Source organism: Pedobacter sp. 10L46_2 (assembly GCF_056395165.1).
Window position 1 is genome coordinate 19,757 of the sequence record NZ_JBFTIZ010000101.1, and the last position, 20,870, is coordinate 40,626.

The window sequence follows — 20,870 nt, forward strand, 5'->3', positions numbered from 1 at the left end:
ATGAGAATAGTAATACTTTTTGTGATTGGCTTGTTTCTTATTAAAGAAACTAAGTCACAAGGTATATATGATGTAAATAAAATCCCCCCTGATTTACTTAAGGATGCTTCATTGGTGATTAGATACGAGAATCAAACTTATGATATAAAGAACCCAGGGAATGCCGTTTACGACTATAAAATTGCTGTAACCTTATTAAATAAGAGTGCAGAAGGCGCATCGAACATGTACGAATTCTACGATAAATTCTCTAATGTTTACAATTTAAAAGCCACACTATACGATAGTAAGGGTAGCAAAGTTAAGGAGTATAAGAGCAGCGATTTTAAGGACAGAAGTGCAGTCTCGAGCGGCTCTCTTTATGAAGACAGCAGAGTTAAATTTCTGGATTTCTTATATAACAACTATCCTTATACTATAGAATACAGTTATAGCACTGAGTATAGTGGAATACGTTTTTACCCGTCCTGGAAACCGGTGAGTTCCTGGGGGACAGCAGTAGAAAAATCGGAATACACTTTCAGAATTCCTGAAACCATGACTTTCAAATACCTTAAAAGTACCGGACTTAAAACTGATTCTTTAAAGGTAAAAGACAAAATACAATACAAATGGAGCTGTGAGAATGTGAAAGCACTTGAGTATGAGCCGATGAGCGCTGGCATAGCTGATGTAAGCCCGTGGGTAACTTTGGCACCAAATCAGTTTGAATATGATAACTCTAAGGCGAACATTGAAAACTGGGATAACCTGGGGACATGGCTTTCTGGCTTAAATAATGGAGCACAGGCGTTGCCTGAATCTGTAAAATTAAAAGTTCAAAACCTAATTAAAGGCGCTGCAACGCCGAAAGACAAAATAAAACTATTATACAACTATTTGCAATCGAATACCAGATATGTTGGTGTGCAATTGGGTATTGGTGGCTACAAGCCTATTGCAGCTGAAAAGGTTGCGGCCGTAAACTATGGTGACTGTAAAGCTTTGTCTAACTACATGAAAGCTCTATTACAAGAAGCAGGTATAAAATCTAACCTCGTTGTTATCGGGAATGATATGCCGTCACTGAATAAAAAATTTGCAAGTCTAAGCCAGGCAAATCACATGATACTTTGTGTACCTCTGGAAAAAGATACCACATGGCTGGAATGCACAAGCCAGTTTGTACCAATGGGTTATATAGGAAACGACAATTCAGACAGAACAGTTTTGCTGGTGACAGAAGCTGGAGGTAAATTAGCTCAAACACCTTATTATAGCCCGGCCAACAACTATCAGAAACGCATAACAAAGGTGAATTTTGATGAGGAGGGTTCTGCAAATATTAGCCTTGAAACCCAATATGGCTTTGCGCAGTATGAAGAAAATCTGAGAATGACATTGATTGAGCCGACTGAGCAAAGGAAAAGCTTAATGAACTCTCTTAGTATACCGAACATGCAGATCAGCTCATTTAGCTTTAATCAGCCAAATAAAGAGGCTGCTGTTCTGAATGAAAAAGTAGATCTAAAAGCCTCACAGATCTTAACTAAAGGAGGCGATAAGTTATTCCTTACTTTAAATATGACGAATCGGCAAGAGAGTGCGGTTACTCCTATTGAAAACCGGAAGACTTATTTCAATGTAAAATATGGCTACTCTGATGAAGATGAGATTATTTATAATATTCCTAAAGGTTACAAAGTAGAGTTTATGCCTAAAGATGTTGTGATTGAATCGGAGTTTGGCAAGTACACAGCCAAAGTGGTACAAAAAGATAACAGTCTTATTTATAGCCGGACAAAAACGATTAACAACAAAAAATATCCGCCAGAGAAATACAATGACTATGTAGCATTTTCTAAAAAAATCTATCAGGCAGATAAGCAAAAAGGTATTCTTGCCAAAATTGAATAAGGCTGTATCATTGATACAGCCCTATTTTTATTTCTTACCTACAATTACCTTGGTAAAGGTGTCTGTGTTTAAGTATTTACCAGCCAGATCTTTCAATTCTTGTGAGGTAATTGTTTTTACTGTTGTGATGTAGTTTTCGTAATAGTTATGATCAAGTCCTGAGAAATAAACATTCTTAAATTTATCTGCATGAGAAAATGCATTTTCTAAACTACCAAGCATAGAACCGAGCATATAATTACGTACTAGGTCTAACTCCTGATCAGCAATCAATTCGGTTTTCAACAAGTTAATTTCTTTTTCTATCTCAAGAAGGGCATTATTGCATACCTCTGCTCCTACTTCGGTTGCAATAAAGAAATATCCGGCATCTCTTAGAGAAACAACTGCCGAGCCTATTCCGTAAGTATAGCCTTTATCTTCGCGGATATTGGCCATTAGTCGTGATCCAAAATAACCTCCAAGTAAACAGTTTAGCACCTGAAATCCAGGAAAATCATGGTGATTTCTGCTAATACTTAAAGCTCCCATTCTGATCGCAGATTGGATGGCTTCTGGCCTTTCAATTAAAAGTTCGCCTGCAGGGCTTGTTTCAAATGTAAATTTATTGATTACAGAGAATTCAGTATTTTCCCACTGGTTTCCAAAAACGTTATTTAGTATCGCAAATTCGTTTTCTTCGAACTTTCCGGCAGCTATTACGGTACAATTCTCTGGTTTAAAAGCAGCTTTAAAATAGTTGATCAGGTCTTCCCTTTTTAGGGTATCGTAATCCTCAGCATCGATATTTGATCCATAAGGTGTATTGCCAAAAATTGAATTTGCAAATTGTCTTCTGGCAAGAAAATCATTTTTTTGAAGATTTACCTGTAGGGATTGTTTTTGATTCTGAACAAAAATAGCCAGTTCCTGCTCAGGGAAAATACTTTCATTTAAGATTGATCTTAAAATAGGCAGTACTGATTGCAGGTGTTTGTTAAGCGTATATAGTTTTACGCTAGACTGATCCGCTCCATATTCAGTTTGTAAAAATGCACCATAATAATCTACTTTATCAGCAATTTCCTTAGCGCTCAACTTAGCAGTACCATTGTTGATCAAATGACTAACTCCTACGGCTTGTAATGGCTTTGATGCATCCCAGTTTACATTTTCGAATATAAACTCTATCCTTACCAGCTCCTGTTTACCTGCATTAATGGTAAAAACAGGTATGCCATTGTCAAGATGTTGGGCTAAAGGCTCTAAAAATTTGATCTCATTAACCTGTAATGATTCCGGGGCTAGTGTACGATTAAGCATCTTTGGCGTTTAAATAATATAAAGTTGAACATTGCTCTTTTACAAAGGTATTTTTAGCGGCTTGAAGAATGCCCTGAGGGGTAACAGCTAAGTACTTATCTATTTCGGTATTGAGTCCATTGGCATCACCCAGCAATTCATAATAGGCAAGATTCATGGCTTTATCTAAAAGACTCATTTCAGCAAAGACCATAATAGATTCAGATTTATTCTTCACCTTGGTGATTTCTTCGTCTGTAACTTCATGCTGTGTTAGTTTTGTTAGTTCAGCCCATATCGAAGCCTCTGCAGCTTCAACGGTTACACCTTGAACAAGCTTTCCTTCAACTACAAATAGACCTTCATCTATACTGCTGGTAACATAAGCATGTATATCACTAAATAATTGTTGCTCTTTTAATAAACTATTGTACAATCTTGACGACTGTCCTTGTGAAAGAATATCAGACATCAGATCGAAACTTTGATACTCAGAATCTTGTCGGGCAGGCATTTTAAAAGCCATGTAAATGGCATTCAATGGAACATCAGCCTTAACTGTTTCCTTGCGTTCCTCGGTTTGTAATGGTTCCTGAGGAAGGTTTCTGTTATATTTATCTCCGGCAGGAATAGGTGCAAACCATTTCTCGGCAAGTGCCTTAACATCTTCAGTTTTAACATTACCACCAACAACCATTATGGCATTTTGGGGGTTATAGTGTTTTTTGAAAAATGCTTTAACATCTTCCATTTTTGCATCTTCAATCTGCTTTAGGTCCTGACCTATAGTTGCCCATTGGTAAGGGTGTTTTTTATAAGCCAGTGGTCTTAACTTTAACCAAACATCGCCATATGGCTGATTCAGATAACGTTGTTTAAACTCTTCGCAAACTACGTTACGCTGTGTTTCCAAACTTTTTTCTGAAAAGGCAAGGCTTAGCATCCTATCACTTTCTAACCAAAAGGCAGTTTCCAGATTTACAGCCGGAAGGGTAATGTAATAGTTAGTAATGTCGTTACTGGTAAAGGCATTATTCTCTCCGCCTACTCTTTGCAAAGGCTCATCATAACTGGGAATATTTACAGAACCACCAAACATCAGGTGTTCAAATAAGTGAGCAAACCCGGTCCTGTCTTGCTCCTCATCGCGAGCACCAACATCGTAAAGGATATTTAATACCGCCATTGGCGTTGTATCATCTTCGTGCACAAGCACTCGAAGTCCGTTGGGTAATGTGAAACGATTAAAGTCTACCATAGATTAAAAATAATTCCGGCAAACTTAGATAAAACTGCGTTAGCATTTGCACACTGATAAAAATATTGCACAGTATTGAAAATATAAGCATCAATTTTATCTAAGTTTGTACTATGAATACTGCCGAATTACTACAAAGGGCCTTACAATTCGACTTTTTAACGAAAGAAGAGGGTGTTTTCTTATACAATAATGCAGCTACAGCTGAGCTGGCTTATGTTGCCAATGAATTGAGAAAGAAACAAGTACCAAGTGGCAAGGTTACCTGGCAGATAGACAGAAATGTGAATACTACTAATGTGTGTATTGCAAACTGCAAATTCTGTAATTTTTTTAGAAGACCTGGACACGATGAAAGCTATATAACGGATATAGAAACCTATAAAGTAAAGATTGAAGAAACCTTCAGGTTAGGTGGAGATCAGTTGTTATTGCAAGGTGGACATCATCCGGATTTGGGTTTAAAATTTTATGCAGATCTGTTTAAACAATTAAAGGAACTATATCCTGATCTAAAACTTCATGCTTTGGGTCCGCCGGAAATTGCACACGTTGCAAAATTGGAGGGCATTTCTCATACCGAAGTTTTAAAAGCACTTAAAGAAGCTGGCATGGATTCCTTACCTGGTGCTGGTGCAGAAATATTAAATGATCGTGTTAGAAGATTAATTTCAAAAGGGAAGTGCGGTGGACAAGAATGGCTGGATGTTATGCGTGCAGCTCATCAACTTGACATCACTACTTCTGCGACTATGATGTTCGGGCATGTGGAAACCATTGAAGAACGCTTTGAACATTTAGTCTGGATTAGAGAAGTACAAAGCGAGAAACCTGCAGATGCCAAAGGATTTTTGGCATTTATTCCATGGCCATTTCAAGATGATGGTACTTTATTAAAACGCTTAAGAGGTATTAGCAATAATGTTTCTGGTGATGAGTATATAAGAATGCTGGCATTAAGCAGAATTATGTTGCCTAATGTTAAAAACATACAGGCATCTTGGTTGACCGTTGGAAAAAGTGTTGCTGAACTATGTTTACATGCCGGCGCAAATGATTTTGGTTCGATTATGATTGAAGAAAACGTGGTTTCGGCAGCGGGAGCTCCACATCGTTTTACTGCAAAGGGAATACAAGATGCGATTAGAGAAGCTGGCTTTGAACCCCAATTACGCGGTCAGCAATATAATTACCGTGATTTGCCAGAACATTTGGAAGAACAGGTGATTAACTACTAAGGCTCCTTATATAATTAAAAAAGGAAGAGGACTTTCGCCCCCTTCCCTATCTTAAACTTAAACAACTCTTGTATATAAAATAAGTGTGGTTTAAACTATTTAATGAATAAGCCTGCAATTGTTAAAACATCGGCTTTAGCCAGAGGCTCATCAAATGACTCAACTGCAGCGGCTTTAGTAACTCCAGTGGCAATACCAGTAATGGTTACACCTGCCTGAGTTTCAAGATCTTCACCTTTATAAACAGGATCTACCTGAGGAACACCAGAATCATTTGCACCACCGCCTGCACCAAGACTGATCCATGGTTTAATGGGAACACCACCGCCAGCTGGAGCGGCACGCATCTGACGGATATGAGAAGCATGACGTGCTTCAACAGAATGGATTTGTAATGCTGTTGTTAGCACCGGCATTCCTTTTAAAACTGTGGCCTGTCCTTTATAAGCCCTTACTCCAGTATCTTCAAATGCCTGGGCAACTGCTAAAAATGTTTTATAATCTGAGTAAACTGTTGGAAAAGTACCCTTTGCTGTAAAATCAAAATCAGAATAAGCCAAGGCTGGTCTTGCAGCACTTCCCAACGCACCTTTAAGCAAATTTACGTGAGCCAATTCGTGATCACGGATAGTAGTGATGGCCCCATGTGCAGGCGTACCTGCCGTTAGCAATCCTGGTGCGGCCAAAAGCGAATGGTTATAAAAATGATACTCCAAGTATTCCAGTGTCAACGCAAAATTTAAAACATCAACAACCGCAGTTGGTGTACTTTGTCCGTAAGCTTTTGTAAACATAGATCCTAACGCCAAAGGCATTGCTGCCAAAGCCACTTTCTTACCCATGTTATAAAAATCCTTCATTGCAGATCTTCTCGGGTTTAATCTCTCATAGATCTCACCATCTACTTTTTCTATTTCTTCTAATATATTTACGATATTCATGTTTTCTAAAGTTTTAGGTTATAGGTTAGTTACAGTAATTTTAGTTTTGATGTACTTTCCTGCAGCTGCAAGAACTACATCGGGCGTTAAGGCTTTATCCAAACCGTTAGCATCTACTTGTGGACTAGAAGCAAAAGTTCCGTTTGAAATCAGATCGCGAACATATGCTGCGTGACGTGCTTCAACAGAAACAATCTTTCCTGCGGCAACCAAATAAGCGTCTGTTGTTAAACGTACACCTGCACCATTATAAGCACCAACACCTAAATCTTCAAAAGCCATAGCTGCGCCTAAAACGCTGGTTCTATCTGTGAAATTTATGCTTGAAAAGTCAACTTCTAAACTTCCTATTGCTGCTGTGCCTAAAGCTTTCTTAAAAAACTCTCTGTGTGCAATTTCATGAAATTGAATATCTTGAAAATACTGCTTTTCAGCAGGAGAAAAACCTGATGGCGGATTTGATGCTACCTGAATATAAAAGGCTGCTTCTAATTGTTCTAAAGCATAAGCGTAATTCAATACACCGAAATCATCTTTAAAATTTAATGTTACTCCACCAGGAACCATAGGATCATTCCTGTCTTTTTTACATCCTGCGGCTACTAATGCTATAGTTGCTGCACCAGCTCCTGCAAATTGCAGGAAAGAACGGCGTTGCAATGGCGCAGTAAAAACACTCCTTTCCGCTGGGAGCAATTCTTGCTTTTCTTGTTCTTGTAAATTTTTCATAGTTTTTTAAGTTTGAGTTTTCTATAATTTATTAGTTCTATAAGGGCCAAAAGCCCTTAGTTGATTACGACTTTAGTTGCTGCTTATATGTGCACTTACGAAAGAAAAATGAATTCGGTTTTCGGTGTTTGAAAGAAATATTCTTCAATCGTTCATTTTTTTAATAAATTCACCATATATAAAATCTATTACTGTGCTGAATGCTATTATTGTAGACGATGAAGAGTTTGCCCGTTCCTCATTATATTTTTTATTGCAGGAAAACTGTGAGAATATCCATATATCTGGCATAGCAAAGTCTGTTTCGGAAGCCCGAAACTTACTGGCCCATAATGCCATTGATCTTATTTTTCTGGACATTGCCATGCCGGGAGAAAATGGATTCGATTTAATCCCTCAAATACAATCCACTAAAACGCATGTTATTTTTACTACTGCTTACGATCAGTATGCATTAAAAGCGATTAAAGCAAATGCATTGGACTATCTACTTAAGCCTATAGATATTGATGAGCTAAAAGAGGCTGTGAATAAAGCATCGAAATATATTGCCTTGAGTAAAACGGAGCATAATCGTAATGAAGGGTTGCAAAATTTAGCTGTCAATCTATCAGAGAGAAACGAAATCCGTAAAATCAGCTTACCTAACGGGCAGGGATATAGCTTGGTAAGTATTGATGATATTGTTCATATTGAAGCAGATAGTAATTATTCTGTTTTCCATCTGGCCAACAAAGATAAAATCACGGTATCGAAAGTCTTAAAGGAGTACGAAGAGATCCTTCCTGCTCATCAGTTTATCAGGGTTCATAAATCGAGTATAGTGAACCTGAATTATTTAAGAGAGTACAATTCTAAAAATGGGTTGGAGCTGATATTAAAAAATGGCGATAAAATTGCTGTTTCCAGAAGACGCGCGAGTGATTTTATGGAAAAGGTTAAATCATATACCAATTTTGACAGTGATAAATAAGATAAAGAATTGGACCATAAGCAGTACAATACTAATTGTTTTATTAATTCTTAGCTTGAATGGCTATTCTCAAAGCACATACCTTCAACATTTTAGCACTAAAGATGGGCTTCCAAGTAATAGCTGCTTTTATACCCTACAGGATTCTAAGGGTTACATTTGGGTAGCCACTGATGCGGGGGTAAGTAGATTTGATGGAAAAGTATTCGAAACCTTCTCTGTTGATGACGGTCTTCCTGACAATCAAATTCTACAGATTAAAGAAGATAGAAGTGGAAAAATATGGTTTCTGGCATTAAATGGGCAGTTAAGCTATTTTTTTAATGGCAAGTTCTTTAATGAAACAAATAACAAACTACTGAAGCTATTAAGATTCAATGCTGTTATTGTTTCTTTTTTTGAAGATAGTAAGGGCAGAATTTGGTTTGGCACAAACAAGAATGTTTTGGTGACCTGGGATGGTAAATCCATCATGAAATATATCTCGGCCAATGGTAACCGGCAATTTATCAATAGTTTTGTGCACGAAGATAAATCAGGAAAGATTTGGATATTCAGCAATCGGTCTGTCAGAACGTTTAATGGTTCAGAATTCACCGTAATTCCTCACAAAACACTCCTGATCAATTATAAGTCTGGATTAAATATGCCAGATAAGACACTGGCTTTTCTCGATAAAAATGGACTTAACATTCAAAATGGAAATGTCCAACATTTTCAATTAAAAATTGATCCATCTTTATTAAACAATGATCCGGGCTTTTTCCATTTAGATGACAACAAAGATGTGTGGATTAGCAATGCCTCTGGAATATATTTTATTGGTCGTTCCGGAAAAATGATTACTTACCTGAGTAACATATCATCAAGTCAGGTAATAAAGGATTCTAAAGGTAATATGTGGTTTACCACTAACAACGGGATTTACATGCTCCCAAAAAGTGAGGAACGGCTTTATATAGTAGATCAAAGTAACGGATTAAGCAGCAACGTTGTAAAAAGCGTTATTAAGGACAACAAAAATCACTTTTGGTTAGGATTAGATGAGGCCGACATTAATATTCTTGATCCTGTTAATCTTGCAGTCAATAAAATTTCAATACCGGATAAAAAGAAATATAACATCATCAAGCAGCTTACTTTAGATACGGCAAATGAAACCATATACTTTGCTTCGGAATATGGACTAGGCCGAATAGCAAATATTTATGAGGGCAATAAAAAAATAGATTATTTAAGGGAAGCTACTAACTCAATGTTTGTAATTAAGAGTTTTAGTGTAGCAAAAGATAAAAGTCTGGCCCTGGCCCTATCGATTATCAGAATTTTCTAGCGGTTCATTATACAGTTATTATGAAAAGAGCAGCCTTTTAACCCGAAGAATTAATGACATAAAGGAATTGAGCGATGGTACTATAGTACTTGCTACTGATGGATATGGAATTATTTTTATCAAAAACAGAAAAGTGATAAAGATAATTACCCAAAGAGATGGACTTGCAGATAATATTTGTAAAAAGCTATTCATAAAGGGTAATGATGTATGGATAATTACCAATAATGGCATTAACAAGGTTTCATTAAATAATCAAAAGACGCTTGTAGAAACTTTTGAATTTACCAATGCTTTGCTTAAAGATGATGTTAACTCATTGTATATTGATAACAGTTATGCATATTTCGCAACTAACAGCGGCCTGGTCTATTTTTCAATCAATAAGGTTAAAACCATAAATGAGCCCCCTAAAGTATTTATATCATCTATAATTAATAATAAGATGAAGCTTGGGCTAAATGAGACTAGTCATACGCTTGACCCATCTGACAATAACATTTCATTTTATTATAGCGCCATTGATTTTCAAAATAGAAATATTGTTTACCGCTATCGTTTAAAATCTGATGCCAACTGGACCGAGACAAAAAACAGGAGACTTGAGTTTTCTTCGTTAGAACCAGGTGATTACGTTTTTGAAATAAGTGCCAAAACCAATAATAGTGATTGGAGCAGTCCAACCAAGATCAACTTCGTTCTAAGAAGTCATTTTTGGCAAACGCCGTGGTTTCTTATAATCACATTACAACATTATATAAACACAAAAGATACCACCTCGGCAAACAAAATATTAACTGGTTTTGCCAGACTGATCAGGAAGAATCTGGAAATTTGTACAAAAAGCTATATAACGCTTGAAGAAGAAATTGAATACCTGGAGCTTTACCTCAGTTTAGAAAAGAAGCGATTTGGAGGCAAATTGAATTATACCATTACGCTAAATAAGGCAATAGATAAAGAAGAAACCTTAATCCCTTCTATGCTGCTTCAACCATATATAGAAAATGCCATATGGCATGGAATAATGCCTAAGGAAGAGGGTGGTAAAATTGACATACATATAGATTTAATAGGGACTGAACATTTGTTGATCCAAATTATTGATGATGGTATAGGTATAGACAATTCTTTGAGAGATAAAAAGGGACATCACGTAAGTAAAGGCATGGATTTAACACGGGAACGTATTAATCTTTTAAATAGGGTTGAAGTAAATCCTATACAAATGGAGATAAAACAAAATGGTAATTCGGGCACATTCGTGTCAATTGCCATTCCCTTAAAGTAGTAAAATACCGTTTACTCAATTTTTCATACCACTTACTAATTAAAAATTAATCATCTTAAAATTTGCATTAAACTTGTTATAGATATTAAAACAAACAGAGTTTGTAAAAAGCGTTCTTATAGAATTGATCAAAGATATTTTACCTAACCTAAAACTATATCTCAATTCAGGTTTCATTTGTGTGTTAAAAAATGGTAAAGTTCATAGCTTTACCATTTTTTTTTGCCTTAATTTTTTTTAAAAAAAATTCGTTGTGGAATTTCTATTTATCTTACTTTTGAGATACAGAAAAACTTTAAAAAACATCGTTCTTTTGATTTAAAAAGATTTTCTGTAAATTTAACTCATAAATAAAAACCTTAGGGAATTATATTTTTTGTAATGAAAACTCCAAAGAAACCAATTAAGAAAAGTCCATTAGTGGATCCAGAAGCTGAGATGGAAGATTCGCAAGACGAAATTACTACGAAGAAAAAGTATGACGATGATGATGACGATTTTGATATGCCATTAGATGATCTGGATACTTTTGATAGTTTTGGTTCGGACGACGACGATGACGACTACTAGTAACTAAAAATATAATAGTTTATGAGCATCCCATTGGGATGCTTTTTATTTTATCCCAATCATCAAGCATGACAATTGTACCTGTATCTGATAAACAAACCAGTAAAGATTTTTTGGAAGTTGCCCGTTTTATTTATCAAAATGATAAAAACTGGATTTGTCCGCTAGACCAGGATATAAATACAATATTTAACCCTGATAAGAATCCTTTCTTTAAACACGGGAAGTGCCAAAGATGGTTGTTAAAAGATAATAAAGGCCAAACAATAGGAAGAGTGGCTGCATTTATAAATGAGAAAAAAGCTTTTCAATACGATCAACCCACCGGGGGCATGGGTTTCTTTGAATGCATAAATGATCAAACCGCAGCTTTTAAACTATTTGACACAGCCAAATTGTGGCTCGAGGAAAATGGCATGAAGGCTATGGATGGCCCAATAAACTTTGGTGAAAACGATTCATTCTGGGGATTACTGGTTGAGGGTTTTACTCCACCTTCTTTTGGCATGAATTATAACCACCCCTACTATCATGACTTCTTTAAGGAATACGGATTCACTACTGAATACGAGCAAATAACCAATCACCTTGCGGTAAGAAATCCATTTCCAGAGCGTTTCACAAAAATTGCTAATTGGGTTGCAAACAAACCCGGATATACATTTGAACATTTCTCTAAAAAGAATGCAGAAAAATATGTTCAGGATCTTATGGAGATCTATAATGACGGCTGGGAAGACTTCGAAAACTTTGTGCCAATAAAAAAGGAGACACTACAGGAAAGCTTCAAAATGATGGAAGCTATAATGGATGAAAAACTAATTTGGTTTGCCTACGTGAACGGAGAGCCTGCTTCTTTTGTAGTTATTATACCAGATGCCAACCAGATGATTAAAGGCTTTAATGGTAAGCTTGGAATAATTGAAAAGTTAAAGTTTGTTTATAAGCGCTGGCTAGGTGTAAACAGAATGCGGGCTATTGTAATGGGTACAAAAAAGTCCTATCAAAAACACGGGTTAGAGTCTGCACTTTTTATAAAACTAAAGGAATATGTTTTACCACTTAATCAGTATGATGAACTGGAATTGTCGTGGGTAGGTGATTTTAATGATAAGATGCTATCAATTCACCAAGCAACAGGTGCCACTTTTGGAAAGCGACACCTGACCATGCGTAAAATTTTCTTTTAGGGATTTATTTCTCGCGAATTTCTTCGTAAAGGTCAATAACCTTTTTTTGCAGCTTAATGATTTCTTCTTCTCTTTGAGAAAGTTTATCTTTTAAGCTGTTGATTTCTTCAAAATTAAGCGATTGAGGATTTTCACCCTCTTTTGAAATAATATCCATAGTAGAAACCTCGAACAGATTCGCTATTTGCGCTAATCTCGATATGTTTATATCAGTGATACCAGTTTCGATTTTTGAAAATGCAGGGATGGAAATATTTAGACGCTTTGCTACTTCACCTTGACTCCAGCCATTTTTTTGGCGTAGCTGTCTAATGTTTTTACCAATGATATTCATGTTTAAAATTTAGGTGTACTATTTGTTGTTTGTTCTTTTTAGGATACTGTATTCAACTCACGTGCCAATTTCGTAAGATCTAGTCCACCAAAATTTCCAGAACTCATTAATAACAAGTTAGTACGGTAAAAATTTATGCTTCGCAAGTAACTTTCCAATAAAGTAAAGTCATTAAAAAACTGCAGTTTATCGTCGTTAAACGCCATTTGTACCTCTTCTTTTGTAAATGGTTGCATTTTCTTATGCACAAATGTTTTTTCATCAATGTAAACAATTGCAACATCTGCATTACACATAGTGTTTGCATATTGAGCAAGAAAATTTTTATTCAAACTGCTAAACGTATGCAACTCTATACAGGCAATTAATTTTCGTGTAGCAAACTGAGTTTTCACCGCTTCGATCGTTGCTTTTAACTTTGACGGCGAATGAGCAAAGTCTTTATATACATTTGTTTCATTCGAGCTATTTAAAAGTTCTAATCTCTTTGCCGCACCAGTAAAGGAAGCTATTGCCTTGTTAAACTCGTCCTCAGAGATACCCAATTGCTTGCATACTAATTTTGCCGCATTAAGATTCATTAAATTATGATCTCCAAATACTTTTAATGCAGTTTCGTCAGGCAGCAGATAAGTTATACCATCTTTTACTTCATGATCTGGAATTCCATACCCAATCTTTTCAATCGGAGCATWTGAATTTTCGACTATAGTGTTAAGGTCATTGTCTTTATTACAGAAAATTAGTTTCCCATCAGGTTGAATTGTATCTATAAAAAGTTCAAACTGTCTGGTATAATCCTGATAAGTAGGAAATACATTAATATGATCCCACGCAATTCCGCTAATCACCGCAATATTTGCTTTATATAGATGAAACTTTGGCCGGCGATCAATTGGTGAGGCCAAATACTCGTCTCCCTCAATAACAATCAGAGGAGCTGAATCTGTGACCTTGACCATGGTATCAAATCCTGCCAATTGTGCTCCAACCAGATAGTCAAAATCCCTTTTGTAATGGTTCAGAACATGTAATATCATGGAGGTAATTGTTGTTTTACCATGACTTCCACCGATTACCGCACGAAGTTTATCTTTTGTTTGCTCATAAATATACTCCGGATAAGAATATATCTTTAAGCCTAATTTCTGCGCTTTTAATAACTCAGGATTATCCACAAGCGCATGCATACCCAGAATAACTGCGTCCAGGTCTTCTGTAATATTATCTTCGCTCCAACCCATAGATTTAGGTAGAATCCCATGCTTTTCCAACCTGCTGCTTGAAGGTTCAAAGATGACATCATCAGAGCCGGTAACCTGATAGCCTTTTTTATGTAAAGCAATGGCAAGATTGTGCATAGCACTGCCACCTATGGCGATAAAATGTATACGCATTTGTTTTATTTTTTAAAGTGGGCAGCTACCCATTCACCAATCTTTTTATGACTAACATAATTGATACCAAACTCTTTGCAAGTTTCGGTTATCATTTCAAGATCGGGAGATTCGTAAAATCCGCTGAAGAAAATGCTTCCGCCTTCTTTTAGTATTTCATCATATCTTGAAATCTGATCAAGAAGGATATTCCTGTTTATGTTTGCAAGAATAACATCAAATGAGGTGTTAGGAATCACTTCTTTCCCACCACACAGTGCTGTAATATTTGTGATGTTATTTAGGGCTGAGTTTTCCAGTGTACTTTCATAGCAAACATCATCGTTATCTATTGCAGTTAGCATTTTAGCTCCTCTTTTAGAAGCTAAAATGGCTAATATTCCAGTTCCACATCCCATGTCCAATATGATCTGATCTTCAACATCGGTAGATAAGATATATTGCATCATCATGGTTGTAGTTTGATGATGACCAGTACCAAAAGCCATTTTCGGATCAATCACTATCTCGTATTTATACTGAGGTTGTGGCTGATGAAAAGTAGCCCTGACATAACACTGATCATCAATAATTAATGGTTCAAAATTCTTTTCCCATTCTTCATTCCAGTTTTCTGCTGCGATCTCTGCTAATGTATAGGTATACTTAAGTTCACCTTCGAACTGAGCCATAACTTCTTTTAAAGCCTGCTCATTATAATGGTCAAGCCCTACAAAAGCATCGAACCCATCAGATGTATCCTCAAAAGTATTATAACCTATGTTTGCAAGTTCGTCAATCAATAAATCTTTTTGATATTCCTGAACCTCAGTGAAGCTGAAAGTAACCTGTATATATTGCATTAAGAATTGAAAGTTTTAACGATGTCTACAAAATCTCTTGATTTTAAAGAAGCACCACCAATTAAACCACCATCAATATCATTTTGAGCAAACAATTCTGCCGCATTTTTTGGATTACAGCTACCTCCATAAAGTATGCTGGTATTATCAGCAGTTGCCTGATCATATTTAGCAGCAATTTCTTTACGGATAAAAGCATGAACTTCCTGAGCCTGATCAGACGATGCAGTTAAGCCAGTTCCAATAGCCCATACAGGCTCATATGCGATCACAACTTTAGAGAAATCAGCAGCACTTAAGCCAAAGATTCCATTCTCTAATTGAGATTTTAAAACTTCAAAATAGCTTCCGTTATTTCTCTCTTCAAGCGTTTCACCAATACAGAAAATAGGAGTTAAATCATTTTGTAATACAGCGACTGTTTTTTGCGCTAACAATTGGTCACTTTCGCCAAAATACTGGCGTCTCTCCGAATGGCCAACGATTACATACCCACAGCCTACAGATTTTATCATTTTAGCTGAAATTTCGCCAGTATAGGCACCGCTTTCTTTTTCATGACAGTTTTCTGCACCGATACCTACCACGTCGCCACCAAGCTTGGCTAAGCTGTTTAAATGAATATATGGAGCACAGATAACAGCTAACTGGTCACCTTTTTTTTCATCTTTAACCATATTAACAATTTCTGAAAACAAGGATATGCCTTCAGCATAATCCAAATTCATTTTCCAATTTCCGGCTACTATTTTTTTTCTCATAATCTTTAATTAAAAATGTCTATAGGTCTTTGTATCTTCAAAAACCTGAGTTAAAATGTCTTGTTCTATTTTGTTAAATTCTAAATTCCTGCGCTCGTAAACCTTAGTGGCGGTTTCAAACATTTTGTTTAAGCTGTATACATCAAACCCCTGAGCTCCGCCCCATGCAAAATCTGGTATAAAATTCCTGGGAAAACCTGGGCCAAAAATATTAGCGCTTACACCAGCCACAGTACCTGTATTAAACATGGTATTGATACCGCATTTAGCATGGTCGGCCATAATTAAACCACAAAACTGTAATCCTGTTTCACGAAAGCTTTCTTTTTCATAATCCCATAACCTCACCTCTGCATAGTTATTTTTAAGGTTAGAGTTGTTACTGTCGGCACCAATATTACACCATTGCCCCATAACTGCGTTCCCTAAATATCCTTCATGGCCTTTTGATGAGTAACCCCAAATGACAGCATTATTAATTTCTCCGCCTACCCTGCTATAAGGTCCAATAGTGGTTTGCCCATAAATTTTTGCGCCCATCTTAATTTGAGAATCATTACATAAGGCAAAAGAACCTCTTATATGGCAACCTTCCCACACCTGGGCATTTTTTCCAAGATAAATAGGTCCGTTTAAACTATTGAAGGATGAACATTCCGCTTCGGCGCCCTCTTCTACAAAAATATTATCGCCAATAAATGTATTGGTTGAACTTAATTTTGCGGAAGTCCTCCCTTTGGTAAGTAATGCAAAATCTTTTCTTAGTTCAGTATCATTGTACTTAAAAATATCCTCTGGAACAGCAATCCTGATGAAATTATCAGAATAAGCTATAGTTTGCAGTTTATCCAGGGTATGAGTATCAAAATCGGCAGTATTAATTTTATATGCAATGACAACATCTTGTTTCTTTAAGCACTCGCCATGTTTCAGATTAGATATCGCATTTAACAAGCCTTCATCCGGACATATAGATCCATTGATAAATAATTCGGCACCAGATAATAAAGGATATTTTACTGCAAGGTAAGCTATTGTTAAAAATCCAGATTCGGCATTTAAGTACTTTTCCCATTTTTGGGCAATAGTTAAAATCCCGATACGGAGATCTGCAACTGGCCGTGTGAAAGATAGCGGTCGCAGAGACTTCCACGCACTATCATCAAATAAATTGATTATCATAAGCGACAAAAATAAAAAAAGTCCCGAAGCAACAGCACCGGGACTTTAAAATAATTTTTTATTTTGGTATAATTACTTCTTAGCGTAACGAGTTTTGAATTTATCGATACGACCAGCAGTATCAACCAATTTCATCTTACCAGTATAAAAAGGGTGAGAAGTATGAGAAATCTCCAATTTATATAGAGGATATTCATTACCATCTTCCCATTGAACAGTCTCTTTAGTATCTACACAAGATTTTGTTAAAAAAGAGTACTCGTTAGACATATCTTTAAATACTACAAATCTATAGTTTGATGGATGCAGATCTTTTTTCATATTGTTATATACTTATGTGTCGCTTATTTTTAAGGATGCAAATATCGTGATTTTATTTTTTAGAAACAAATAAGTGTGGAAATATTCATCATTTTAGAGATATCATTATCCAACAAGTATGCAAATGCCTCAATCAGCCGTTCTCGCATTAAAGCTTCAGTGGCCAGGTTATCAATATCAAAATCCTTATTAATAATATTACTTAGGGAAGTTAACTCATCCATCATTTCACTTCCTGACATAATTCAACCAAAACCCCATTGATACCCTTTGGATGTACAAAACATACCAGTTTATTATCAGCTCCTGGCTTTGGTTGCTCGTTAAGCAATACAAAGCCTTCTAATTTTAATCTTTCCATCTCCAACACAATGTTATCTACTTCAAATGCAATATGATGTATCCCCTCTCCCTTCTTGTCAAGAAATCTGGCAATTGGGCTATTTTCAGAAGTAGCCGCAAGCAACTCAATCTTACTTTCTCCTGTTTTAAAGAAGGCTGTATTCACACTTTCGGAGGCTACTTCTTCCTTCTTATAACAAGAAGTTCCCAATAGCCTTTCGTACAAACCACAGGAAAAATCAAGATCTTTTACTGCGATGCCAATATGCTCAATCTTCTTCATAAATGAATTAATACGTTAAACAAATGTAAAAATGCAAGTTTTAACTATACCGTCATAGGTATTAATTATAATTGTTGGTAATCTTTTTTCGTATCTTTGTCTATTAATAAGAATAAACAAAAACGATGGAACTTCCTATTTACTTAGATAATAATGCCACTACCCCTCTAGATCCTAGGGTTTTAGAAGCAATGCTACCTTATTTTACAAACAAGTTTGGTAACGCTGCCAGCCGTAATCACGCCTTTGGATGGGTTGCTGAAGAAGCTGTTGATTACTCTCGTGAACAAGTAGCCAAATTAATTGGCTGTACAGAAAAAGAAATCATTTTTACTTCGGGTGCTACAGAAGCAGACAATCTGGGTATAAAAGGTGTTTTCGAGATGTATCAGGATAAAGGTAATCATATCATTACTGCAACAACAGAACACAAAGCTGTTTTAGATACTTGTAAACATCTGGAAAAAGCAGGTGCAAGAGTTACTTATCTTAAAGTTAAAGAAGACGGTCTTATCGATCTTCAGGAACTTGAAGCAGCAATGACCGATCAAACTATTCTTGTAACCATTATGTATGGAAACAATGAGATAGGTGTTGTTCAACCAATCAAAGAAATATCGGCAATTGCTCATAAACACGGTGCTTTATTCATGACAGATGCTACACCCATAAAATGTACGGTCCTAAAGGTGTAGGTGTGCTTTATGTACGTCGCAAAAACCCAAGAGTTAAGGTAACAGCACAAATGGACGGTGGTGGTCACGAACGCGGTATGCGTTCTGGAACATTAAACGTACCTGGTATTGTTGGCTTAGGTAAAGCTTGTGAACTTTGCCGTTTAGAGATGGATAGTGAAGCAAAACGCTTGTCTGGTTTAAGAGATAAACTTGAAACTGCGCTTACTCAACTCGAAGAAAGCTATGTAAATGGAAATGTAAACCACCGTTTACCGCATGTTGCAAATATTTCATTTAAATATGTTGAAGGGGAAGGCTTAATGATGGCAATGAAAGATCTTGCTGTATCATCAGGTTCAGCATGTACTTCAGCTTCTTTAGAACCTTCATACGTTTTAAAGAGCCTTGGACTATCTGATGATCTTGCACACTCTTCTATCCGTTTCGGTTTAGGTCGTTTTACAACTGAAGAAGAAATTGATTACGCAATCGAAAACACTAAAAAAGCAGTTAATCACCTTAGAGACCTTTCTCCACTTTGGGAAATGTTCAAAGAAGGTATAGACTTAAGTAAAATTGAGTGGGCTGAACATTAATAATAGCCCCTTAATTAATAAAAATATAAATCATCTCTATTAACAGAGATTTAAAGTAAAATAAAATGGCATATTCAGAAAAAGTAATGGAACATTATACCAACCCTAGAAATGTTGGTACTTTAGATAAAGATAGTAAATCAGTTGGCACAGGCCTAGTTGGTGCACCTGAGTGCGGCGACGTAATGCGTTTGCAAATTGAGGTTGATGAAAACAACGTAATTACAGATGCTAAATTCAAAACATTTGGATGTGGGTCTGCAATTGCATCGTCTTCACTTGCAACCGAATGGTTAAAAGGAAAAACAGTTGATGAAGCATTAACTATTGACAATATGGATATTGTGGAAGAACTGGCTTTACCTCCGGTAAAAATTCACTGTTCAGTATTGGCAGAGGATGCTATTAAATCAGCAATTAACGATTATCGTGTTAAAAACGGTATGGCGCCATTTGAATTGGCTAAATCTCATCACTAGGTAAATATTACAGATGTAGCCATATAAGCTACAATGTTTAACTAAAATGAGTGTAATTTGGTATACATTTTGAATACCATTATTAGAATTAATACTATTAAGACATGATCACGATAACAGATAAAGCAAAGAGCAAAATTGATCACCTTATGCAAGATGCGCATATGGATAGCAGCTATTTCTTACGCGTTTCAGTTAAAGGTGGTGGCTGTTCAGGTTTATCCTATAACCTAGATTTTGATAACGAAGAACAAAAGGGAGATCAGTTTTTTGAAGACAGAGGAATTAAAATAGCTCTGGATATGAAATCTTTTTTATACCTGGCAGGCACTGAACTTGATTTTTCTGATGGTTTAAATGGAAAAGGCTTTAATTTCAACAACCCAAATGCCAGCCGTTCCTGCGGTTGTGGAGAGAGTTTTTCTGTTTAACATACATTTCACTATATTTGTAGAGGGCGCTTTTAGCGCCCTTTTTTATTATGCTATAACAAGCTAACCAATCATATAATATGGTATCATTCAACGAGTCGGCTACAGTTCCCAGTTTACTGCGAAATGTAGTTGAAAACATTCATAAACCAGAAGAGACCTTCCTTATAGATAAAAAGACTACGGAGTGGGAGGAAATATCTTTCAAAGAGACGCTCGATAATGCGGATGCGGTTTCAACATTCTTTTTAAACAAAGGGATAAAAAAAGGTGACAGAATGGGTCTAATGATAGAGAACTCTCCTGAGTATGTTTACTATGACCAGGGAATACAACAAATCGGAGCCATTAATACATCTATATATCCTACCCTATCCGAGCATGAGGTAGAGTATATCATTAATGATTCAGGTATCAAAGCTATCTTAATTGGGAATACCTTCTTATACAAGAAAATACTGAAAATTGCAGGCAACTGCCGGCAGTTAAAATATATCATACCCGCTTTTTCAGAATACACAAAAG

Annotated in this window: 22 protein-coding genes and 1 pseudogene; 11 read left to right on the forward strand and 12 right to left on the reverse strand. The window is 36.2% G+C overall.

The genetic code is table 11. The annotated features are described in order from the left end of the window. Complete coding sequence (locus AC1DDX_RS12940) at positions 1-1,896, forward strand: DUF3857 domain-containing protein (RefSeq protein WP_288879038.1); 1,896 nt, start codon at positions 1-3, stop codon at positions 1,894-1,896. Between the two features lie 27 nt (positions 1,897-1,923). Here AC1DDX_RS12940 and AC1DDX_RS12945 read toward each other — a convergent pair whose 3' ends face one another. Then, positions 1,924-3,198, reverse strand: a complete 1,275-nt coding sequence (locus AC1DDX_RS12945; RefSeq protein ID WP_337716592.1) for a M16 family metallopeptidase — start codon at positions 3,196-3,198, stop codon at positions 1,924-1,926. Beyond that, complete coding sequence (locus AC1DDX_RS12950; RefSeq protein ID WP_172659859.1) at positions 3,191-4,435, reverse strand: M16 family metallopeptidase; 1,245 nt, start codon at positions 4,433-4,435, stop codon at positions 3,191-3,193. Before AC1DDX_RS12950 ends, AC1DDX_RS12945 begins: the two co-directional genes overlap by 8 nt. A 113-nt stretch (positions 4,436-4,548) precedes the next feature. On the opposite strand from AC1DDX_RS12950, the gene mqnC reads away from it, so the two are divergent. Beyond that, a complete protein-coding gene (gene mqnC, locus AC1DDX_RS12955; RefSeq protein ID WP_068889664.1) occupies positions 4,549-5,673 on the forward strand; it encodes a cyclic dehypoxanthinyl futalosine synthase in 1,125 nt (374 codons plus the stop codon). 95 nt (positions 5,674-5,768) lie between these two features. On the opposite strand, the gene AC1DDX_RS12960 is transcribed toward mqnC, so the two are convergent. Then, positions 5,769-6,614, reverse strand: a complete 846-nt coding sequence (locus AC1DDX_RS12960; protein ID WP_337716590.1) for a ferritin-like domain-containing protein — start codon at positions 6,612-6,614, stop codon at positions 5,769-5,771. An 18-nt stretch (positions 6,615-6,632) separates the two neighbouring features. Next, a complete protein-coding gene (locus AC1DDX_RS12965) occupies positions 6,633-7,343 on the reverse strand; it encodes a ferritin-like domain-containing protein (protein ID WP_288879035.1) in 711 nt (236 codons plus the stop codon). 193 nt (positions 7,344-7,536) lie between these two features. On the opposite strand from AC1DDX_RS12965, the gene AC1DDX_RS12970 reads away from it, so the two are divergent. The 5 genes from AC1DDX_RS12970 to AC1DDX_RS12990 all read left to right on the forward strand — a co-directional run bounded on the left by AC1DDX_RS12970 (position 7,537) and on the right by AC1DDX_RS12990 (position 12,700). Continuing rightward, the gene (locus AC1DDX_RS12970; protein WP_288879034.1) at positions 7,537-8,316 is read left to right on the forward strand and encodes a LytR/AlgR family response regulator transcription factor; all 780 of its coding nucleotides are present in this window, start codon (positions 7,537-7,539) and stop codon (positions 8,314-8,316) included. Beyond that, positions 8,306-9,649 carry a ligand-binding sensor domain-containing protein gene (locus AC1DDX_RS12975; protein WP_477622124.1) on the forward strand — a complete coding sequence of 448 codons (1,344 nt, stop codon included), beginning with the start codon at positions 8,306-8,308 and terminating at the stop codon, positions 9,647-9,649. Before AC1DDX_RS12970 ends, AC1DDX_RS12975 begins: the two co-directional genes overlap by 11 nt. A gap of 67 nt (positions 9,650-9,716) precedes the next feature. Beyond that, a complete protein-coding gene (locus tag AC1DDX_RS12980; RefSeq protein WP_477622125.1) occupies positions 9,717-10,940 on the forward strand; it encodes a triple tyrosine motif-containing protein in 1,224 nt (407 codons plus the stop codon). Between the two features lie 438 nt (positions 10,941-11,378). After that, positions 11,379-11,510: a hypothetical protein gene (locus tag AC1DDX_RS12985; RefSeq protein WP_255327457.1), complete on the forward strand. Its 132-nt coding sequence runs from the start codon at positions 11,379-11,381 to the stop codon at positions 11,508-11,510. Between the two features lie 68 nt (positions 11,511-11,578). After that, complete coding sequence (locus AC1DDX_RS12990) at positions 11,579-12,700, forward strand: GNAT family N-acetyltransferase (RefSeq protein WP_288879033.1); 1,122 nt, start codon at positions 11,579-11,581, stop codon at positions 12,698-12,700. Between the two features lie 4 nt (positions 12,701-12,704). Here AC1DDX_RS12990 and AC1DDX_RS12995 read toward each other — a convergent pair whose 3' ends face one another. The 8 genes from AC1DDX_RS12995 to mce all read right to left on the reverse strand — a co-directional run bounded on the left by AC1DDX_RS12995 (position 12,705) and on the right by mce (position 18,162). Next, positions 12,705-13,034 (reverse strand): helix-turn-helix domain-containing protein, encoded by a 330-nt coding sequence (locus AC1DDX_RS12995; RefSeq protein WP_048906616.1) that lies wholly within the window; start codon positions 13,032-13,034, stop codon positions 12,705-12,707. 38 nt (positions 13,035-13,072) lie between these two features. Then, positions 13,073-14,431 carry a UDP-N-acetylmuramate--L-alanine ligase gene (locus AC1DDX_RS13000; RefSeq protein WP_477622126.1) on the reverse strand — a complete coding sequence of 453 codons (1,359 nt, stop codon included), beginning with the start codon at positions 14,429-14,431 and terminating at the stop codon, positions 13,073-13,075. 5 nt (positions 14,432-14,436) lie between these two features. After that, entirely contained in the window at positions 14,437-15,273 is an 837-nt protein-coding gene (gene prmA, locus AC1DDX_RS13005) for a 50S ribosomal protein L11 methyltransferase (RefSeq protein WP_172659852.1), read from the reverse strand. Then, positions 15,273-16,034 (reverse strand): triose-phosphate isomerase, encoded by a 762-nt coding sequence (gene tpiA / locus AC1DDX_RS13010; protein WP_172659851.1) that lies wholly within the window; start codon positions 16,032-16,034, stop codon positions 15,273-15,275. Before tpiA ends, prmA begins: the two co-directional genes overlap by 1 nt. Positions 16,035-16,043: 9 nt before the next feature. Beyond that, entirely contained in the window at positions 16,044-17,216 is a 1,173-nt protein-coding gene (locus AC1DDX_RS13015) for a GlmU family protein (RefSeq protein ID WP_172659850.1), read from the reverse strand. A 72-nt stretch (positions 17,217-17,288) separates the two neighbouring features. Continuing rightward, entirely contained in the window at positions 17,289-17,537 is a 249-nt protein-coding gene (locus AC1DDX_RS13020) for a type B 50S ribosomal protein L31 (RefSeq protein WP_048906621.1), read from the reverse strand. Positions 17,538-17,596: 59 nt separating this feature from the next. Further along, positions 17,597-17,779: a hypothetical protein gene (locus AC1DDX_RS13025; RefSeq protein ID WP_477622127.1), complete on the reverse strand. Its 183-nt coding sequence runs from the start codon at positions 17,777-17,779 to the stop codon at positions 17,597-17,599. Then, positions 17,761-18,162, reverse strand: coding sequence for a methylmalonyl-CoA epimerase (mce, locus tag AC1DDX_RS13030; protein WP_288879029.1), 402 nt, complete (start codon positions 18,160-18,162; stop codon positions 17,761-17,763). Before mce ends, AC1DDX_RS13025 begins: the two co-directional genes overlap by 19 nt. Before the next feature lie 125 nt (positions 18,163-18,287). Here mce and AC1DDX_RS13035 point away from each other — a divergent pair. The 4 genes and pseudogenes from AC1DDX_RS13035 to AC1DDX_RS13050 all read left to right on the forward strand — a co-directional run. Then, positions 18,288-19,435, forward strand: a pseudogene (locus AC1DDX_RS13035) (aminotransferase class V-fold PLP-dependent enzyme). A 65-nt stretch (positions 19,436-19,500) separates the two neighbouring features. Further along, on the forward strand, positions 19,501-19,914 hold the full coding sequence (gene iscU / locus AC1DDX_RS13040) for a Fe-S cluster assembly scaffold IscU (protein ID WP_048906625.1): 414 nt from the start codon (positions 19,501-19,503) through the stop codon (positions 19,912-19,914). Between the two features lie 104 nt (positions 19,915-20,018). Beyond that, complete coding sequence (locus tag AC1DDX_RS13045; protein WP_068892349.1) at positions 20,019-20,345, forward strand: HesB/IscA family protein; 327 nt, start codon at positions 20,019-20,021, stop codon at positions 20,343-20,345. An 80-nt stretch (positions 20,346-20,425) separates the two neighbouring features. Further along, the coding region (locus AC1DDX_RS13050; RefSeq protein ID WP_477622128.1) for an AMP-binding protein at positions 20,426-20,870 on the forward strand (445 nt) is incomplete at its 3' end.